The organism is Tessaracoccus flavescens (genome assembly GCF_001998865.1).
Classification (GTDB): Bacteria; Actinomycetota; Actinomycetes; order Propionibacteriales; family Propionibacteriaceae; genus Arachnia; species Arachnia flavescens.
Genome location: NZ_CP019607.1, coordinates 1,049,648 through 1,066,899 on the forward strand (window position 1 = coordinate 1,049,648; position 17,252 = coordinate 1,066,899).

Below are 17,252 nucleotides of genomic sequence, written 5' to 3' on the forward strand. Positions count from 1 at the left end.
CTCAGAAGTCGAAGTCTGACGTGAAGGAACGCTTCAGCGTGTAGATGGCCTTCTCGTAGACGCGCCACTGATTTGTGTTGGGGATCCGCTCCTCCAACCGGAATTCGACAGCCCGGTTGTTGTAATCGTTGGCGTCTTGACTGAGCAGCATCCGCGGACTCTGGTACCGGTCACGCGTGTCGGTCGAGATCTCGTCGAAGGTCAGGTTAACGAGGTTCGAGAGCAGCGTTTCGCCGGCGTAGAGCCCCGCTCGGAGGGAGCGCGGCTGGACCTTGTCGCTGACCGGTTCTGACTGGAACAAGCGGACGACGACTTGCCCGGTGGTGATCTTGTCCGACTCAGGCATGATCTTGACATTCACCGGCCGAACGTCGCTCCTGCGCTTCTTGTTGACCGCCAGCACTGGGACGACGATCTCCTGCACGGTCGCCCCACCATGAACGAAGCGCGATCCGCTGCCGGCCAGCCGTAGGCGGTGGATCGACTTGGGAATCTGAACTTCCAGCGCGCTGTCCAGCCCGAGCTGGGCCGCCTTGAAGGTGGTGAAGGCGGGATCGACCTTGAGGCCTGTGCCCAGCACGAAGCGCTTGTTGACGTGCTTGAGGTCGTCGCCCTGGGGCTTGGTCGACAGGAAGAAGGCGTCGGCCAGCGCCTCGTCCTGGAACAGGAATCCGTGGTCGGCCGTGATGAAGATGTTGGTGGCGTTGGCACTGGCCAGCTTCTTCACCAGGTCGACGAGGTCGCGGAGCGTGTCCTCCACTGCCTCGAACACCTGGCGCTCGGTGCCGAGCTTGTCTCCGGTGGCGTCGATCCGGTTGTGATAGACGTACAGGACCCGGTTGGCCTTATAGAGCTCGCGCCGCTCGTCGGCGGTGAGGGCCTGGAAGTCCTCGGCCTGGATCGCCGACCCACCCACCGCCTCTAGGATCTTGCTCCGGAGCGTGGTGTTGTTGGTGGGTTGGTCGTCGGCCAGCACGGTCTTGGCGTCGGCCGAGTGCTTGAGCGTCGAGTGCGGCAACAGGGCGGCCATACCGAGCTGGGTGTAGCTGGGCAGCACACCCAGGACCGCCTCCAGGGTCGCGTCGAAGCGATCCTCCTGCCTGATCAGCGAGCCGAGTTCATCGGCCACCTCGTAGCGCATGGCGTCGGAGATGATGACGACGGCCTTCTTGTCGCCGTCGCGGACGAGCGGTTCGACGTAACGGACGTAGAAGTCGGTCTGGGAGCGCAGTGCAGTTGAGCGCCACGTCTCGACCTGGTCGACCTGCTGCTGCCAGGCGTTGCCCAGCTCGTAGACGTACTTGTTGGTGTAGCGCTTCTCGACCTGCTCACGCAGCGCTTCGAGGGGCTTGGGGTACTCGGCTGTCCGGGCAGCGACGATGAACTGGCGGTAGAGCTGGTCGATGCGGAACCACTCGCGTCGGTAGCGCTCCAGTCCGTTGTCGAACGACTGCATGGCCAGATCCAGCGCGGCCAACTCGCCCAACAGCTCCGAAGCACTCGCCACAGCCGTGTAGAGCCGCCGATAGCCGTCGATCCAGACGCTGCTCTGCCGTGCCCGGACCACCTCGGCAACCTCGCGCGGCGCGACCGTCTGCTCGGCCACCGCGCGCGCCAGGTCACTGATGATCTTCTGGTCGGTCTCCTCGAACAGGTCGACACTGATCAGGTCACGAAAGCTCGCGTTCTCGATCTTCGACTTGAAGTCCAAGTCCCTGGCGGCCCGCTTGGCGAGCGTAGACATGGCTTCCTGGCTGCGCCGGTCGTTTCGCAGGCTCGCGAAATCGAGTTGGATGTTCTGCAGCCCGCCCGGGCGGTCCGACTTGAAGCCCTCCAGGGCTCGCTGGAAGATCCACAACACCAGGTCGTCCATGCTCGGCGTGGGCGATTCGTAGCCGTAGATGCGCGCCACGCCCTGCCAGTAGAAGCTGTCGAGCCCGTAGTCGACGAGGGCGTCGTACTTGGCGTGCGATCCCTTGGCGTTCTCGGTCAGGAGGGTGCGTGTGATCTCCAGCAGGCTGTGCTCCCGCTGGCCGAGCACCACGGCGCTGATCTTGGCGCGCAGCCGAGCCGCGTCGTCCTCCGAGCTGAGCAGTGCCTTCAGGCTCTGGACACGCTTGGCGGCGTTGAAGAACTTCTCGTGCGCCTGCACCACCTCGTCGATGCCCTTGCCCACCAGCCCGAGATCCTGGGCAACGAGCGCGGTACGGTCAGCCGTGAAGACCCCGTAGGCCAGCTCCAGGTCGAGCAGCCAATCCCCGATGCCGCTCGGCACCTGACCTGAGCGATAGACGAGGAACTTGCCCTCCGGCTCCTCGTGCAACAACCTGTTCTTCACGGCGAACTCATCGTTAGCAACACGAATCGTGTGGATCCCCGGAAGGTCGAGGCCGTCGAGATCCGCCGAGTACTGGCCTTCCGGGTCATGCCAGAACACCACGCGGCGGCTGTCAAACCAGCGCAGTAGGTGCGGACGGACGGCAGCGGCGTCACTCATCGCTGGCCTCAAGTCCGGGGATCTTCTTCAGGGCGGTACCGAACTTGGGATAGTTCGCCTTCACACCGTCGTCGAGGTCGATCGCGAGCTGCCGGGACGCCAGCGGGTACAGCACGTCGTGCTCGTACTGCTCCAGCTCCAGCAGCACCCTGCGGAGCCGATCGGCCTCCTTCTGCGCGGCCGCCTGCTGACGCGGCGTCCCACCACCAGCCGCCAGGCGCTCCTGCTGCTGCAGACTCGACGTGAGCTTGGCCGTGAACTCGCGCAGGTACTCGTTGAGCACCGTCGAGACCGTGGACGGCGTGTAGCGGTGCATGTAGATCAGGGCGTTGAACGATCCCTTGGGGCTGGAGAACAGCCAGTAGATCGGGCGCTTCTTGTACCGCTGGACGTGGTCCTTGTAGAACGACTTCACGAAGTAGTCGCGGACGTCCCGCACGCCAAGGGACTCCGTGACGAAACGCAGGTTCTCCTCGAAGTGCTGCTCCCCGAACGCCGCCCGAAGGAAGGTGCGGAAGCGCGCAACAATGTCGTCTTCGAACCAGTCGCCATCCACGATAGGGATGACATTGTCCTTGTCGGGGGGGAACGTCGGGTTAGGCACGTTGGCTAGGTAGTCCTGCACCGTAGCCCCCTGGTCGGCCAGGATGAGCCCCGGCTGGTCCAGGCTGTAGCGGCCGAACATGCACCCAATGGCGTAAGAGACGAGGTCCACGGTTGCAGTGCGCGCGAAGTCCGCTTGGTCGTCGTTCAGGGCGGCCGCAGCGTCGAGGGTGATCTCGTCAATCGCGGCGCTCATGTCCTGAATCTCAGCCAGACCGTATGCGTTGAGGGCGCTTTGATTGAGTGCATGCTCCAGCTCCCTCATCCGTTCGACGTGAGAGCGGCACTCGTCTACGTACTCGCGGAACCGGTCTCGGATGCGTCCGCTAGGCAAGGGGCGCCGCACCAACGGTGAAGTCTTGAAGCCCCAGGCAGTCTCTCGCCGGTCCCAATCCTGCCACGCCAGTCGCACACACTCCTCGGCCCACGAGGCGAACTCAGCAGGCAGCGTGCTGAGGAACGGGATACTCATGACGTGTCCAAGGTTGAAGTCCAGGGTCGGCGCCAGCATCCGCATGAACCTCACAGCCACCGCACTGTTCAGCAGGCCCTGAAGCAGGCGGAGTTCATCAGCCTTGATCGGAAATCCCATTGGCCCCTTGGTGTCGAACATGAAGCCTGGCGGCACGTCACGGACGGCAAAGCCATTGCTCGAGATGCCCGACCACGTGAAGCCCTCGCGGAACGCGAAGTCGCCGTTGAAGTTGTGCGCGCGAATCCGACCAGTCTCTGCGTCGATGTTGGCCTTGACCTCAGAGCCGTCATTGAACCAGTTGACGACGTACTCGTAGTTGCCCGCCCAACGCCGATACTCACCACCCTTCACGTAGGGGAACCATCTACGAGCGGACGGCTCTTCCTGGTTGGCGTGGAAGTCGATGGCGGCTAGGGACACCTCGTGCCACCGGCGGAGGAAGGCGTCGTTATCACCAGTGATCAGACCAACCCGGGTCTCGATGTGAGCTGAGACCGGGTCGGCAGTCTCGAAGAGTTCAAAGTCTCGGGCCGCAGCCCAATAGACGAACGCTCGGCCGGGCACCCGCGCAAGGTGGCGCAGTTCGAGTACGTAGAGGTCCCGAGTGGTCCCGGCCGCCACTTCGCGGAGCTTCGCCGACTTCGTGGCCTCAGACCGACCTTCAACCAGTCGGACGAACACCCCACGTGAGGTTCGCTTGGCAACCTGCCGACAGATCACGAAAGCAGTCGTACCAACTACCTCACCACCAATGCTGTCGAACGCCCGAGCGCCGAGGTGCGCCATCGAGACCACCCGAGTTCGACCGAGAATCTCTGCTCGCAGTGCCTCGAAGTAGCGCAGGTACATCCAGCTCTGCATGGTCACCATGGCGATTAGACCGCGACCAATTGCGAACTTGATGGCCCGCTCGATGAACATCGAATAGAGGTCGGTCTTGGTCGCGGGGTACGCCCTCCTCGCCCACTCGACGAAACGAGCGTTCATGTTGCCGAGACCGGCATAAGGCGGGTTGGCCACCACCACCGCGTAGCGTGGCGACAGGTACTCGGCCTGCTCGATAGCCCTCTCCGCCCACTCGAGCGTGTCGGCCCGGAGGATGTCCCCGCCATCGTCTAGTTGGGAGATGTGTTGTTTGAGGCGGGCGGTGAGCTCGACGTCAGGCTGGATCAGCGACCCGAACATGTCGGCGTGCTCAAACTGGTTCCAGAAAGCCGCCTCAGCATGCTTATCCCCACCGCGGGTCAGCAGGAAGTCGATCTCGGCAGGGGCGAAGCGGATTGGGTCGAGGACGCAGACGTTGGGCTCGATCTGCTTGTTGAAGAACGTGCGCTGCTTGGAGCGGGCTTTCATGGTCAGGGCGAAAGCTGCGAGGGCTCCGGCGCGGGTGTCGATCTCGATGCCGTAGAGGTTGTTGGTCAGGATGAGGCCGGGGATCTCTGCTGGTGCGTAGCCCTCTTCTTCGTAGATGGCGTACAGCAGGTCGAAGGCGTAGGTCAGCATGTGCCCCGACCCGCAGGCCGGGTCGACGACCTTGAGTTCCTCGGGCCGGCTGATCTTGAGGAACTCGGTCTCCTCGTCGACTGGGGCAATGTAGTACTCCATCTGGTCGACCAGGCGGGAGTCGGGGCGGTTGAGCATCCACAGCCGACCGAGGGAGTTCTCGACGAGGTAGCGGACGATCCAATGCGGTGTGAACAACTGGGTGGCAGCGGGGATCTCGTCGGCGCCGGCCTTCTTGTTCTGCTTGAACCCCGCGAAGACCTCGTCCTTACGCTCCGAGATGTAGAACTGGTAGAGCCAGCCGATGACCTCGACGTCCTGGCAGACGTCCTTGGTCAGCACCTTCACCGCTCGGCTCGGGACTGAGTCGTCGGCCAGCAGGTTGCCCGGGATGAGGAGCTCGGTGAAGTCGCCCTCGCGCTCGAACATGAACGGCATGGCCCGGTTCCAGTGGCGGCAGTAGTCCGAAAGCAGCAGAGCGTAGGCCTCGCCTTGGGCATCGGCGCTCCGTCGGGTGCCGTTGAGCAGACAGGCGACGGTTTCGCGGGTCTTGCCCGAGACCACCCCGGTGTCGATATTGCCGCGCTTGGCTTCGGCCAAGACCTCAGGCTGTCCGGTCGCGACGCCGGCCTGCGGAGAGACGACGCCGACACTGGTATAGCCGTTGGCGTCCATGAAGCGCAGGGCGATGATCCGGTTGAACCACGTGTAGGCGACCTTGTCGGCGACGGCAGCCCTGCCTCTGTCGCCCCCACCGCCCGCCAGGACAGCCTTCTCCAGGACTTCCACGGCCTTCGGCTGCTCCACTCGCTCGGGCGAGGCCGGAGCGAGCACGACGGCGATCCGGGCAGTGACTTCGCGGAGGAGCTCCTTGCGTGCCCAGGTGGCGAACGACTTCAGCGGTGCGGTTTCCATCAGAGAGAGATTCGCTTTCCGTTGTTGAGCGTCTTCACCAGCGCAGAGCGCAGGGCATCAAGGTAGCGGTCGATGTCCGCCTCGGTCTCCAGCACTCCCGAGACCCCTGCAGCGGAGATGCTCTTCACCGACACGGTCTGCTTCGGAGGTGACGGCGGGCCGGCTTCCGCTTCGCCGTTTCCCTTCTGCGAAGCGGCCAGTTGGTCAAGCAGGCTCGGGTACACGCTCTCCTCGAAGCCCGAGCCGGTCTCCCGGATGAGGGCGATCTGATTCTGGGTGCGGACACGGGCGATCGTCTGGTCGACGTGGCGCAGCACTCTCGTCTGGGCGTCGGGAGTTGCCTTCTCGTAGAAGGCGCTCTGCTCGATCTCGGCCCTGCGTCCCTCGATCGCCTCGATGACGCTAGCGCGGTTGTCAGCGACGACCTGGTCGACTTGGGCGCGCAGCTGGTCGGCGGCCTGCTTGAGTTGGGCCATCTTGCTGCCGCGGAAGGCGTTCGGGTCGTCGAGGGCAGCCCTCACGGTGGCGTCGCTGCCGGAGGGCAAGTAGCCGAGATTGCCACTGTGGGTGGCGAGGAGGGCAAGGGCGTCGTCGTAGATGGTCTTCTGGCCGCCGCTGAGGAAGGCCTGAACCGGGTCGATGATCGATTCCTTGGTGTCGAGCAGATCGTCGCCGAGGTGGAAGTAGGTCAGGTACCAGTCGTTCGGCTTGCCGACCACTTGGTCGAGCATGTCGATCGGGCCAGAGAGCTGGCTGACGAACGGGTACTTGGAACTGGTGATCGTGGCCTTGAGCTCGTCGCGCTTGGCCTTCAGCTTGTCAGCGCCATGGCGCGCCAACTCCAGCGGGTCCTTGGGGGCGTTCGGCTCGTCGAAGAAGTCGGTGCAGAACTTCCGGAAGGCTGCAACCCTGCGCTCGTCAAAGGTCTTCTGCGGCGACACCACGGCGTGGGCGTGCTTCTGGGTGTTGCGCAGGGCCGTGGCGACTTCGGAACGCTTGAGGAGGTTGCCGTCCACGGTGAGAGTGACCTTGGAGGTCCCGATCAGGAAGGAGATCAGGACTTCGATCGAGGCCAGGTCCCAGCCGTAGGGCTTGGCCGTGAGGCTGTCGACGATGGTCTTCACCGTGACCTGTTCGCCGAGTGCCTCCTTGCGTAGGACGAAGGACAGCACCTCCTCGGACGGTGCGAAGAGCTTGCTGGCCTCGGCGGCGTCAAACAGGCCGCTGTCGGGGTTGGCTGCCCCGGCGACCTGCTGCTCGCTGTAGGTTCGGCCGTCGAGCAGCTTGAGCTGGGTGTAGGTGCGGCTGATCAACTCCTGAAAACCGTCGGTCACCCGGACCAGCGCGTCCTGCGAGCTGGAGCTGATGTCAGCGGCGTTGATCACAAGGGTGGACTTGCCGACCGAGGCCTTGACCCGCTCAATCAGCTCCTTCTCCCGCCCGGTGTTCTGCGCACCCTTGGTCTGCAGGATCTGGCCCTCAATGGCCGAGATCGAGGTGCCCTGCTTGCGCTTGATGTACTTCTCGGTCTTGATCAGCAGCCGCAGGTCCGACAGCACCCGAGCATCGGGCTCGAGAATGACGCGCAGCTCGTCCTTGCCTGCGCTGTGCATGCGGATCTCTTCGGGAGAGTAGGGGTACTCCGGGGAGATGAAGTGGACCGACAGCTCCTTCTGGGAGCCGTGGGCCTGGTCGTCGAGTTTGAACCCGAACGGGAAGTCCTGCCCGTTCTTGGCGTAGCGGATCTTGCTGGTCTTGATGACGTCGCCGGACAGGATCCTGAACAACCGACCGCTGACCTCGGAGCCGTCGATCTCGACGTTCTTGATCTCCTCCTCGATGACTTGCTCTTCGTTGGTTAGGTACTCGTAAGTGTTGCCGTTGCGCTGAACGTAGGTCTGCGTCTCCAGAACGGTCAGTGCTTCCTTGACCTGCTCCGACAGCGCTGGCAGGTCGAGGCCGAACCGGTCGTACACCAGCACCGTCAGGTTGCGGGGGGTCGCCTGGAAGCTCTCGACATACTTGACCAGGAACAACGCCTTGAGCAGCCGGACCGCGAGGGGGTTGTCCAGGTTGCGCTCGGCGACGTCGATCGAACGCTGAGCTGCCGATTTCAGGGAGGCCCGTATGCCGGCGAACATGCTGTCGAACGTGGCGAGGTGGCCGACCTCGACGTTGCCAATGTCCTTGGCGACCTGCTGGACGACGCCGAGCATCGAACGCTCACCGACCGAGCTGTTGCGCCCCTCGAAGACGTTGTGATCGGAGATGCCTTCGATGGCGGCCTGGAAGAGCGGGAACTGGTAGCTGACGAACGGGTAGGTGCCGACGAAGTGGGCCTCGTCGGTGTAGTTGCGGTAGCTCTTGGCCCCGTCGACGAAGTCGAACAGGGTCTTGAAGTTGGCGTGCTGCTCGGCGTAGATCACCGACAGCGCTCCAACCCCGACGTCGTTCTTCTCCAGCAGCCGCTTGCGAATGACCTCCTCGACATCGGCGCTGGTCAGTTTCAGCCGGGTCTTGAACCGTGCCTGGATCTTGGAGAAGTCGTTGCCCTGTTGGCGGGTGCGGTCGCCCAGGACCTTCTCCATGTCCTCTTGGCTGGTCACGAACACCCATGCCCGCCCGCCGCACTTGGTGTTGAGCGATTCGGCGATGGTCTGCAGGTTGAGCATGAGCTTGGTGTCTGAGCCGATGAACTGACCCACCTCGTCGACGAAGAAGTTCAGGCGGAAGGTCGGGTCTGACTGCTTGTCCAGCCAGGCCTTGACCTGGTCGGCAAAGTCCTCGATCGAGACGGAGTACGAGGCGCTGTACTGCTGGATGACCCCATGGTGGTCCTTGCCGTCGACTTCGGTGAAGGCACGATCGATGCTCGGTCCTTCGAGCGCTGTCTGTTCGCGCCCTTGGGCCCACGGGATACCGGAGATGCGCGCAAACGCGTCCTGGAAGGCCTGATACTGGCCCCGGTTGTCGAGCTGGCGCTCGAAGCGAGCGACGTGGCCTTGGTTGCCGTAGTAGCCCTGGGACTCGTCGAAGACCTTGACGAACACCTTGAGCAGGGCGTCGGTCTGGTCCTTGCTGATCAGTGTGGCCTTCTGGTCGATGTTGAACAGCAGGCTCTTGGCGGGGATCAGGTCTGCCTTGTTCAGCAGCCCCGGAAGGAAAGCATCAGGAGCCTTCGATCGGAAGTTGTCGGAGACGTTCTGGCGCGAGAAGTCCTGTCCTTCGACGTCGCCCAAGAGGTGGGCGAGCATCTTGAGCATGTGCGACTTGCCAGAGCCGAAGAAGCCGGAGATCCACACGCCGTTGCCGTTGGTGTAGGAGGTGTACTCCTCCAGCAGGATCTCCAACCCCTTGGCGGCCTCGTTGGTCAGCACATACTCGTCGACCTCAGTGGCCAGATGCGCAGCGTCATCAGCCTTGATGACGCCCTCGATCGGGCGCTGGATGTCCTTGGCGAAGATCTGGTCGAGCTGCATCAGCTCACGCCTCCTGTTCCAAAATGTTCTTGGCTCGGTAGTACTGGTCGTCCCTGAGCCGGCCGAACAACACCAGCGACGAGCCCAAGGTGTCGGACTGCTCATAGCGGCCCGGGAAGAACATCAGCATCGGTTTTCCCTTGACCACCGACTGCAGGTTGTTCAGCACATTGTGGGAGCGGATGTAGGGGAACACCTCACCGATGCCGGTGAGGAAGAAGATGTCGAACTGCTCCTGCGCCAGCCGATCTCGGATCGCCGGGGCGATGTGGAGCTGCGGGTCCAGCATGCCCTGAAGCAACTCGCGGAAGTCGGCCTTGTCCTGGTCGGGCTCGACCGCCAACACCCGATCCCAGACCTTGCGCCCCTTGAGCAGCTCGACCGACAAGTCGTAGAGGTTGATCTCGAAGACCTTAACCCCAACAGCGGCAAGCCGGTTCTTGACCCGCTTCTTCGCCCCCGCCACCTCAAGCGCAGCCTCGGGCGGATAGGGGTAGATGAAGAAGGGGACCTCATTGCCAAGGCCTTCCATCTGCAAGAAGCGATCGCCCCTGAGAACATCGAACAGATGATCCTCCTGGTCCGGCAAGGTCTTCGGGATCACAGTGCAGTCACCTCTCCAGCCATCGCCCGGATGGGGAAGAATCGCAGATCGCTCGGAGTGTGGGAGCTCAGCGCGACCGAAAGTCGCTCCGACAGCAAGGCGGGCATGATGCGCCCAGCCACCGACAGCAACCCTGCCTCCTTCAACATTCCGAACACATTCGACCTCAACTTCCGCAACGTCGAGTCCCTGATTTCCACCAACTCCTCGTGCCACAACGCCTTACTCCGAACGAAGCCATCGAAGTCCTGATGATCCAGAGTCGGCGCCAGAAGCAGGAACCGCTCGTGCAGCACTTCCTCGGCGAACTCCCCAATGAGCTCGTACCGGCGGCAGGCGGCGGCCCACATCAGGTGGCTCCTCTCGGACGCGGTGACCTCGGTCACGAGTGACACCTCGTCGTCGGTCAACACCGAAAGACGCTTGACCGTCTCCCGAACGAGGCGGATCCCAGTGCTGTGGGTCCTCACCTGCAGCACGTTGCTTTCCAACGCCAAGCGGCGGACCTTTTCCCAGTCACGGTGCTGGGCATACAACGGCGCAAGCAGTGCGGCCTCGTGGGCGAGAAGGGTGCCTGTGGTGAAGGACAACGCATAGCGCACAGGGGCCACCGATGATGCTGCGGCGTCGTTCATCGAACCCTCCTCTGCTCGGGTCGTCGTCAGGGGCTCGTCAGCCGATGGCGATGCCATTCACGACCGGCGCGCCAGCTTCCCGGCACGCGCGAGCCCCATTGCGTCTGCTTACTTCTCCCCCGACCCTAGCGGGCCCACCCGACACTTCCTGTCACACCCGCGATCAGGCGCGAAGGCTACGCGTCGGCCCTCCGCGTCCCGCGCGGTCGCGGGGAGACTCCTTTACGCGACGAACCTCACCACCCGCCAGACGAGCCGGCTGTAGTACCCCGTGGTCAGGCTGTCGATGGATACACCGCTGCCGTCGGAGTTCACCATGCGGCCGTCGCCCATGTACATCCCAGCGTGGAACACGCGTCCTCCGGGGGTGTGGGAGAACCCGATCACGTCCCCCGGCCTCATCTGTGCGAAGTCCCTCGGGATGACCTGGCCGCCCGAGTTGTAGGTGATGTCGTGGGCCAGGTGTGGCAGGCGGATGCCGATCTGGGCGTAGGCGTACAGAACGAGGCCGGAGCAGTCGAACCCGGTCACGACGCGTCCGTCCTGGCCTCCGGGTGAGCAGCAGATGCCGGTTGAGGGTCCGCTGGGGGTCCCGCCGCCCCAGCTGTAGCGGGTGCCGAGCCAGCGGAGGGCCGCGTTGACGGCGTCCGTCGCCGGTCCGGTGCCGGTCAGGGGGGTGCCGGCGGTCTCGGTGTCGTCGGTGACGCATGGGTTCTCGGCGACGTCGCCACCGCTGTAGGCGGCCGCGTAGTAGAGGACGTCGTTGACGTACCAGACCGCGTGGTTGTAGGCGAACAGCGCCTTCCGGACGCCGTCCGCCCCCGTCAGCGCACCCGACGCGACCAGGTAGTTGGCGGCGGAGTGGACGCTGTCGGCCTCGTCGGTGATGACCGCGCGTCCGTCGCCGTTGCCGTCGACCCCGTAGAAGGCGAACGTGGCCGGCATGAACTGCATGAGTCCGCGAGCGCCGGCGCTGGAGGTGGCGTTGTTGCGGCCGTGGTTGGTCTCTTCCATGCCAACCCCGGCGAGCAGTATCCAGGGCAGCCCGTACCGAGTCGCGGCGGCCTCGTAGAGCGCCTGCACGGCGGCCGGGATCTCGGTCGGCGGGTTGTGCAGGCTCGCCTGACGCGGGCTCCCGGGCTGCGGCAGACCCGCCGCGGACGCTGGCGGGGTGCAGCTGCCGGCCGCGACAGCCGGGTTGGCGAGCGTGGTGATGAACAGCACCAACGCGAGGGGAACCGTGAGCAGGGCGCCGAGTGAGAGTGCGAGGGCCCAAGCAATCGCCTTCATCGTGAGCTCGTTTCGGTCATTCTTCCGGCGAACTTCTATCGAGCGCCGTCGATGGCCTGGTTGGTGTAGGTGAACGCGGCGGCCGCCGAGTGCAAGACGGTCTGCACCTTGTAGATCTGCTTGCCGACGCACCACAGGGCGCGACCCTTGCGCTGGGTGGCCCAGTCGGCCATCAGATGTTCGGCGATCGGGCCGAGTTCCAGCAGGTCGGCGAGTTCGCGGGCGACGCTGGGGTCCTGGCCGTGGAGGATCTTGAGGTCGGCCAGGTTCAGCAGTTCCTTGGCGATCGCGGTCGCGGCTGAGGTCGACTCGCCGACGGTGAGCATGTCGCCGGGTTTGTGGCCGACGACGAACTGGATCTCACCGTCGCGGCGCGAGAACCGCATGTCGGCGTCCAGGCTCTTGACGGCTTCGAGGCCGAGTCGCATCTGTTTCCACATCTCGTCGCGGATGTTGATCCGCAGGTCGCCAGGGGCCTTGATCTCGCGCATGGCGCGTCCCCACGAGGACAAGCAGGTGAGCGCGATGCCCATGGCCTCGTCGCCGAGGGGTTCGAGGCGAGACAGCGAGAACGACTGGATGGGGGCCGTCCAGTCCACCGCGATGGTGGTCGGGGCGTCGAACAAGCCGGCCAGCGCGCCGGTGACCAACTGACCGAGCGCATCGCGCAGCAGGCGGGTCTCGTCGAGGAACTGCCGGGTGGACGCGTACCTGGAGGAATGATCAAATCCTGTGGATGGTCCCCGGGGGCTGGGGTGCGAGGGACGCACCTTCTCGGGGATGATCTTTCAGTAACAGAGATTCTGATCATGGGCCGACGTTGGAAGCGTTGGTCCGGGAAGGTGCGTCCATGTCCAATGTAGTTCCCGAGGGCTGGGAGGCCAACCAGGGGCAGCCGACCGAGGCTCGAGAGGGAGACGGGCCGGTGCTTGATGAGATCGTGCGTGATGGTGCCCGGCGGATGCTGGCTGCGGCGTTGCAGGCCGAGGTCGACGCTTACATCGAGCAGTTCCAGGCGGAGGTGGACGAGCAGGGCCGCCGGCTGGTGGTGCGCAACGGCTACCACGCCCAGCGGCTGGTGACCACCGCCGCTGGCGCGGTCGAGGTCCGCCAGCCCAGGGTCAACGATAAGCGCGTCGATGAGGCCACCGGTAAGCGGGCAAGGTTCGCTTCGGCGATCCTGCCCAGGTGGGCGCGCAAATCGGCCCAGGTCGCCGAGGTGCTGCCGCTGTTGTATCTGCACGGCCTGTCGAGCAATGACTTCGCCCCCGCGTTGGAGCAGTTCCTGGGCACCGGCAAGGGCCTCTCGCCGGCGGTGATCACCCGGTTGACCAGGCAGTGGCAAGACGAGGCCCGGGCCTTCAACGAACGGTCCCTGGCGGGGTCGGACTACGTCTACATGTGGGTCGATGGGATCCACCTGAAGGTCCGTCTGGACCAGGACAAGGTCTGCCTGCTCGTCATGATCGGCGTCCGCTCTGATGGCCGCAAGGAGCTGATCGCCCTGGCCGACGGGTTCCGGGAATCCTCGGAGTCGTGGGCGGACCTGCTGCGGGACTGCAAACGCCGCGGCATGACCGCCCCCACCCTGGCCATCGGTGACGGGGCGCTCGGGTTCTGGAAGGCCGTCAGGGACGTGTTCCCGGCCACGAAGGAGCAACGGTGCTGGTGGCACAAGACCGGCAACGTGCTGGCCGCGCTGCCGAAGTCTGCCCAGCCGGGTGCGTTGGCCGCGATCCGGGAGATATGGCAGGCCGAAGACAAGTCCCACGCCAAGGCCGCTGTGAAGGCGTTCGCCGCCGCTTACGGCACCAAGTGGCCCAAGGCGGCTGCCAAGATCGTCGACGACACCGACGTGCTGCTGGCGTTCTTCGACTACCCCGCCGAGCACTGGGTCCATCTACGTACCACGAACCCGATCGAGTCGACATTCGCGACCGTCAGGCTCCGTCAGCGGGTCACGAAAGGCCCAGGCAGCCGGGCCGCTGGGATCGCGATGGCGTTCAAGCTGATGCAATCCGCGCAGAACAGGTGGCGAGCGATCCGGGCACCCCACCTCGTAGCCAAAGTCCGAGCAGGCGCCACCTTCAAAGACGGCAAACTCGTCGAACCAGACCCCTCCGACCAAGCCATCCAGCAGGCTGCCTGAGAAGGCTCATCCACAGGATTTGACAATACCTCCGTACCTGCACTCGGTGACGAGCTGCTCGGTGGGGTTGGCGAGCAGCTGCCACAGGGCGGGGATGGTGGTGACGTGCAGGGTGTGGTGCCCGTCGACGTAGCCGGTCAGCTGGGCGAGGGCGGCTTCGACGACGCGGGCGTCTGTGGGTCCGAACGGGACGCGTTGCTCGCCGACGAACTGGGAGCCGACCAGCCCGCGGATGAGCGTGAGCCAGCGGCGGAAGATGATGCCAGCCCGGCGCTGGGCTTCGACCCGGTCGAGGGTGTCCCACCCGTCGCCGAGAGGGCCGAAGTCGAGGGGGTTGATGCGGGCGCTCATGCCCGGTCCGACGGCGAAGGGTTGGACGCCGAACGCGCGGCACAGCGGTTCGTACTCGTCCTTCGGGTCGCCGAGGACGAACACCTTGTAGCCGAAGTCCATCATCAGGGTGGCGAAGTTCTTGGTGTTGGTGGACTTACCGCCGCCGGGCTTGCCGAAGGTGATCACGTTGGGGTTGGTGACCGGGACGGTGTCATCGAGCACCCAGCCGAGCGGATCGGCGTAGAAGCTGCCCCCGGAGAGTTCGTCGATGCCGATCTGCGCGCCGGTGGGAGGCAGGGGCGGGTTGGCGATGAACGGCCACCACGCCGCAGCCTGATCGCTGGTCATGCGGTACTGGACGACGGGCGTCCGCGCGGGATTCCACCCGCGGCCGGGACGCCGCTGGCCGCGGCGCGGGGACGCGTGGAAGAGGTACGGCTCCTTGCCGGGCCGCTCGGGTTCGGGTTTGGTGGGCAGGTCGTGGCCGAAGTCGGCCAGCAGCTGGGCGGTTGACCGGCCGCGGGGTGGCGTTCTCATTCGTCCGCCTTTCGGGTGAGTCCGAGTCCGAGCGGCAGGGTGGCGGCGGCGAAGCCAGCGTCTTGGGCCAGGTCGAGGCGCAGCGGTGCGAAGCCGGCGCGCCGGACGGACGCGTCGAGGCGGCGTCCGAACTCGGCGACGCGCATGGTCTTGGCGACAGTGACGCACGCGACCGCGTAGGGGCGGGTGAGGGCGTGGCCAGAGGCGAGCTTCGCGTCGAGTCGGTGGGCCCGGGTCACGTTGTCGCGGTCGCGGGAGCGTTGTCGGATCTGGAGCCGGCCGCGGAGCCCTTCGCCCATGTCGGCGGCCCATTCGCCGGAGGCGGTCTGCCGGTCGGCGCGGCTGAACGGCAGGATCGGGAACACGACCGTGTAGCTGCGCCGTTCTCCCGGCTCGGACGGCGTGAGCACCGGGGCGAGGGCGCCGAGGCACGCGCCCCGGTCGGGGAGCTTGATGGTGGAGCTGATCGAGTTCCAGGCGTCGTGGGAGTAGTGCCGCATCGTGGTGTCGGCGCCGGAGGGTCCGGCCATCGCCCACGGCACGTCGGTGCACACCGTCGGGTCGGTCTGGTGGGCGGCGAGGGCGTCGATGATGCCTGCCCGGTCGGCGGGCGCGAAGCCGGTGCGGACCGCGAGCGCCAGTTGGGGCGAGGTGAGCCAGGTGACGTCGGTCATGCCCATGCCGCCGCGCAGCATTGCGGCGATCTCGTCGGCCAGCGCGTACAGGACGCGGGTGCGTCCCTCCAGGCCGCCGCCGAACTCGCGGGCCTGCTTCGCGATCCGGGCCTCGGGAACCACGAACGTGACGAACGCCTCGGTGCGCACGGCGGCGCGGGTCAGGGCGGTCGCGAGTTCGTCGTTCATCCGCCTGGCGAGTTCACCAGCAGCCCCGCGAGGACGCCGAGCAGCTGAGTTCGCGAGAGCGGTACGACCTCGGCTGAGCTCGTCGGGCGGGGTGGGCGACGGCGAAACATCAGCCGACGCAGCCGTCGCCGAGGATGCCGTTGAGCATCCCGTAGCCACCCATCAGCACCACGGCCAGCACCAGGACGCCGGCGAGGCCGATGATGCCGCCCTTCGAGAGGTGCGGGGAGTGCGTGGCACGTCCGACGAGGATCGCCCCGACGGACACCAGCGCCGCGATGCCGAACAGCCACAGCACGGACCACAGGACCATGCCCGAGATCTGGTCGGTGTAGGCGGCGACGCCTGTGGGAGCCACCGGGCAGATCTTCAGCGGGACGATCAGCGGGTTCATGTCGGTTCCTTTCGGAGGAGGGCGAGGACGTTCTGGGCCGCCTTGAGCAGCGGGGCGGGCAACGGGTCGGGAGTCAGGCCGGTGACCCGCAGGCGTGGGTCGAGCGGGAAGTCGGTGAGGTGCACGCGTGCGGGTATCCCGGCTGCGGCGACCTTGACCGGACGCGGCCACCGCTTGACCGTGGGTCCCACGACCACCCCGAGCGCGTCGCGGCCCAAGAGCTCGGCGCACGACTCCAGGCGGCGGACCCCGGGCACCGTGGCATTCGAGACGAGGACGACGTCGTCGAGCGTGCGCACCACTGACGCCAGCCACCCGCCGGCGCCTGACACCGTCGTCCAATTTGTGTCCACCAACGTCCACTCGACCGATGACTCGGTCGGCACCGGCAGGATCGCCTCGCCGGTGATGGGGCGCTCCAGCAGGACGTCGCCACGACTGCCGCGGCGCCAAGGTCCCTCGGTCCCCAGTTCGGCATTGGCTGTGGCCGAGAAACCGGACGCCAACGGAGAGCAGCACTCCACCACCCGCGCCGACGCTCCGGTCGCGGTGGCCAGCGCAAGCGCCACCGTGGATGCCCCCACTCCTCCGGCGCAGCCAACGACGGCGACCACCCGTTCACGTGGCGCCGGCGTCCAGACTGTCGCAGTTCCCGGGGCGGTGGGCGCGGACCGGGGCCCGTGGGCGAACTCGCCCGCCTCGATCGCGCGCCAGGCCTCTCGCAGTTCGGCAACGCTGTGCGCGGTCACGACGGGTCACCGCCCCGAGGCCGCCGATCCAGCAGCCCGGACAAGAGCATGGCCGGGGGCACCTTGGCCAGCTCGCGTCTGGCCTTCTGCACGTCGCGGAGCCTGCGCAGGCAGCCGTCCAGGTCATCCAGGGTCTCCGGCTCCATGGCCGCGATCTTCAACAGGGCGGCCACTTCGGCCGGGGTGCTGGTCATCTCGGCATCACCTCCGCCATCCCTAACGGGCC

The 17,252-nt window shown here is 65.6% G+C and carries 13 protein-coding genes; 1 reads left to right on the forward strand and 12 read right to left on the reverse strand.

The genetic code is table 11. The features are described 5' to 3' along the window. Position 1: 1 nt before the first annotated feature. The 7 genes from pglZ to BW733_RS05175 form a co-directional block, all read right to left on the reverse strand. Positions 2-2,497, reverse strand: a complete 2,496-nt coding sequence (gene pglZ, locus BW733_RS05145) for a BREX-1 system phosphatase PglZ type A (protein WP_077348536.1) — start codon at positions 2,495-2,497, stop codon at positions 2-4. Then, on the reverse strand, positions 2,490-5,993 hold the full coding sequence (gene pglX / locus BW733_RS05150; protein WP_077348538.1) for a BREX-1 system adenine-specific DNA-methyltransferase PglX: 3,504 nt from the start codon (positions 5,991-5,993) through the stop codon (positions 2,490-2,492). Before pglX ends, pglZ begins: the two co-directional genes overlap by 8 nt. Then, positions 5,993-9,577, reverse strand: a complete 3,585-nt coding sequence (gene brxC, locus BW733_RS05155; protein WP_237268307.1) for a BREX system P-loop protein BrxC — start codon at positions 9,575-9,577, stop codon at positions 5,993-5,995. The genes pglX and brxC overlap by 1 nt, the downstream gene beginning before the upstream one ends. Continuing rightward, positions 9,477-10,076, reverse strand: a complete 600-nt coding sequence (locus tag BW733_RS05160; protein WP_077348542.1) for a DUF1788 domain-containing protein — start codon at positions 10,074-10,076, stop codon at positions 9,477-9,479. The genes brxC and BW733_RS05160 overlap by 101 nt, the downstream gene beginning before the upstream one ends. Next, positions 10,073-10,711, reverse strand: a complete 639-nt coding sequence (locus BW733_RS05165) for a DUF1819 family protein (RefSeq protein ID WP_077348544.1) — start codon at positions 10,709-10,711, stop codon at positions 10,073-10,075. Before BW733_RS05165 ends, BW733_RS05160 begins: the two co-directional genes overlap by 4 nt. 222 nt (positions 10,712-10,933) lie before the next feature. Then, positions 10,934-12,001, reverse strand: a complete 1,068-nt coding sequence (locus BW733_RS05170; protein WP_077348546.1) for a C40 family peptidase — start codon at positions 11,999-12,001, stop codon at positions 10,934-10,936. Between the two features lie 35 nt (positions 12,002-12,036). Then, positions 12,037-12,771 carry a hypothetical protein gene (locus BW733_RS05175; RefSeq protein ID WP_179947139.1) on the reverse strand — a complete coding sequence of 245 codons (735 nt, stop codon included), beginning with the start codon at positions 12,769-12,771 and terminating at the stop codon, positions 12,037-12,039. Positions 12,772-12,851: 80 nt separating this feature from the next. On the opposite strand from BW733_RS05175, the gene BW733_RS05180 reads away from it, so the two are divergent. Continuing rightward, the gene (locus BW733_RS05180; RefSeq protein ID WP_077348548.1) at positions 12,852-14,150 is read left to right on the forward strand and encodes an IS256 family transposase; all 1,299 of its coding nucleotides are present in this window, start codon (positions 12,852-12,854) and stop codon (positions 14,148-14,150) included. 6 nt (positions 14,151-14,156) lie between these two features. Here the strand turns inward: BW733_RS05180 and BW733_RS05185 are convergent, their stop codons facing one another. From BW733_RS05185 to BW733_RS05205, 5 genes are read right to left on the reverse strand one after another with little or no spacing between them, the layout of a single operon-like run. After that, positions 14,157-15,020, reverse strand: a complete 864-nt coding sequence (locus tag BW733_RS05185; protein ID WP_077348550.1) for a putative type IV secretion/conjugal transfer ATPase — start codon at positions 15,018-15,020, stop codon at positions 14,157-14,159. Then, complete coding sequence (locus tag BW733_RS05190; RefSeq protein ID WP_335755089.1) at positions 15,017-16,042, reverse strand: SCO6880 family protein; 1,026 nt, start codon at positions 16,040-16,042, stop codon at positions 15,017-15,019. The genes BW733_RS05185 and BW733_RS05190 overlap by 4 nt, the downstream gene beginning before the upstream one ends. Then, positions 15,993-16,277, reverse strand: coding sequence for a hypothetical protein (locus BW733_RS05195; protein ID WP_077348554.1), 285 nt, complete (start codon positions 16,275-16,277; stop codon positions 15,993-15,995). Before BW733_RS05195 ends, BW733_RS05190 begins: the two co-directional genes overlap by 50 nt. Continuing rightward, the gene (locus BW733_RS05200; protein WP_077348556.1) at positions 16,274-17,026 is read right to left on the reverse strand and encodes a hypothetical protein; all 753 of its coding nucleotides are present in this window, start codon (positions 17,024-17,026) and stop codon (positions 16,274-16,276) included. The genes BW733_RS05195 and BW733_RS05200 overlap by 4 nt, the downstream gene beginning before the upstream one ends. Further along, on the reverse strand, positions 17,023-17,220 hold the full coding sequence (locus BW733_RS05205; protein ID WP_077348558.1) for a hypothetical protein: 198 nt from the start codon (positions 17,218-17,220) through the stop codon (positions 17,023-17,025). The genes BW733_RS05200 and BW733_RS05205 overlap by 4 nt, the downstream gene beginning before the upstream one ends. Positions 17,221-17,252: the final 32 nt, after the last annotated feature.

What these genes read in the sequence shown, in the direction of transcription:
- pglX (WP_077348538.1), bottom strand. Translation starts at nt 5,993, where the DNA reads ATGGAAACCGCACCGCTGAAGTCGTTCGCCACCTGGGCACGCAAGGAG.
- BW733_RS05165 (WP_077348544.1), bottom strand. Translation starts at nt 10,711, where the DNA reads ATGAACGACGCCGCAGCATCATCGGTGGCCCCTGTGCGCTATGCGTTG.
- BW733_RS05170 (WP_077348546.1), bottom strand. Translation starts at nt 12,001, where the DNA reads ATGAAGGCGATTGCTTGGGCCCTCGCACTCTCACTCGGCGCCCTGCTC.
- brxC (WP_237268307.1), bottom strand. Translation starts at nt 9,577, where the DNA reads ATGAGCAGTCCGACACCTTGGGCTCGTCGCTGGTGTTGTTCGGCCGGC.
- pglZ (WP_077348536.1), bottom strand. Translation starts at nt 2,497, where the DNA reads ATGAGTGACGCCGCTGCCGTCCGTCCGCACCTACTGCGCTGGTTTGAC.
- BW733_RS05180 (WP_077348548.1), top strand. Translation starts at nt 12,852, where the DNA reads ATGTCCAATGTAGTTCCCGAGGGCTGGGAGGCCAACCAGGGGCAGCCG.
- BW733_RS05195 (WP_077348554.1), bottom strand. Translation starts at nt 16,277, where the DNA reads ATGAACCCGCTGATCGTCCCGCTGAAGATCTGCCCGGTGGCTCCCACA.
- BW733_RS05205 (WP_077348558.1), bottom strand. Translation starts at nt 17,220, where the DNA reads ATGACCAGCACCCCGGCCGAAGTGGCCGCCCTGTTGAAGATCGCGGCC.
- BW733_RS05185 (WP_077348550.1), bottom strand. Translation starts at nt 15,020, where the DNA reads ATGAGAACGCCACCCCGCGGCCGGTCAACCGCCCAGCTGCTGGCCGAC.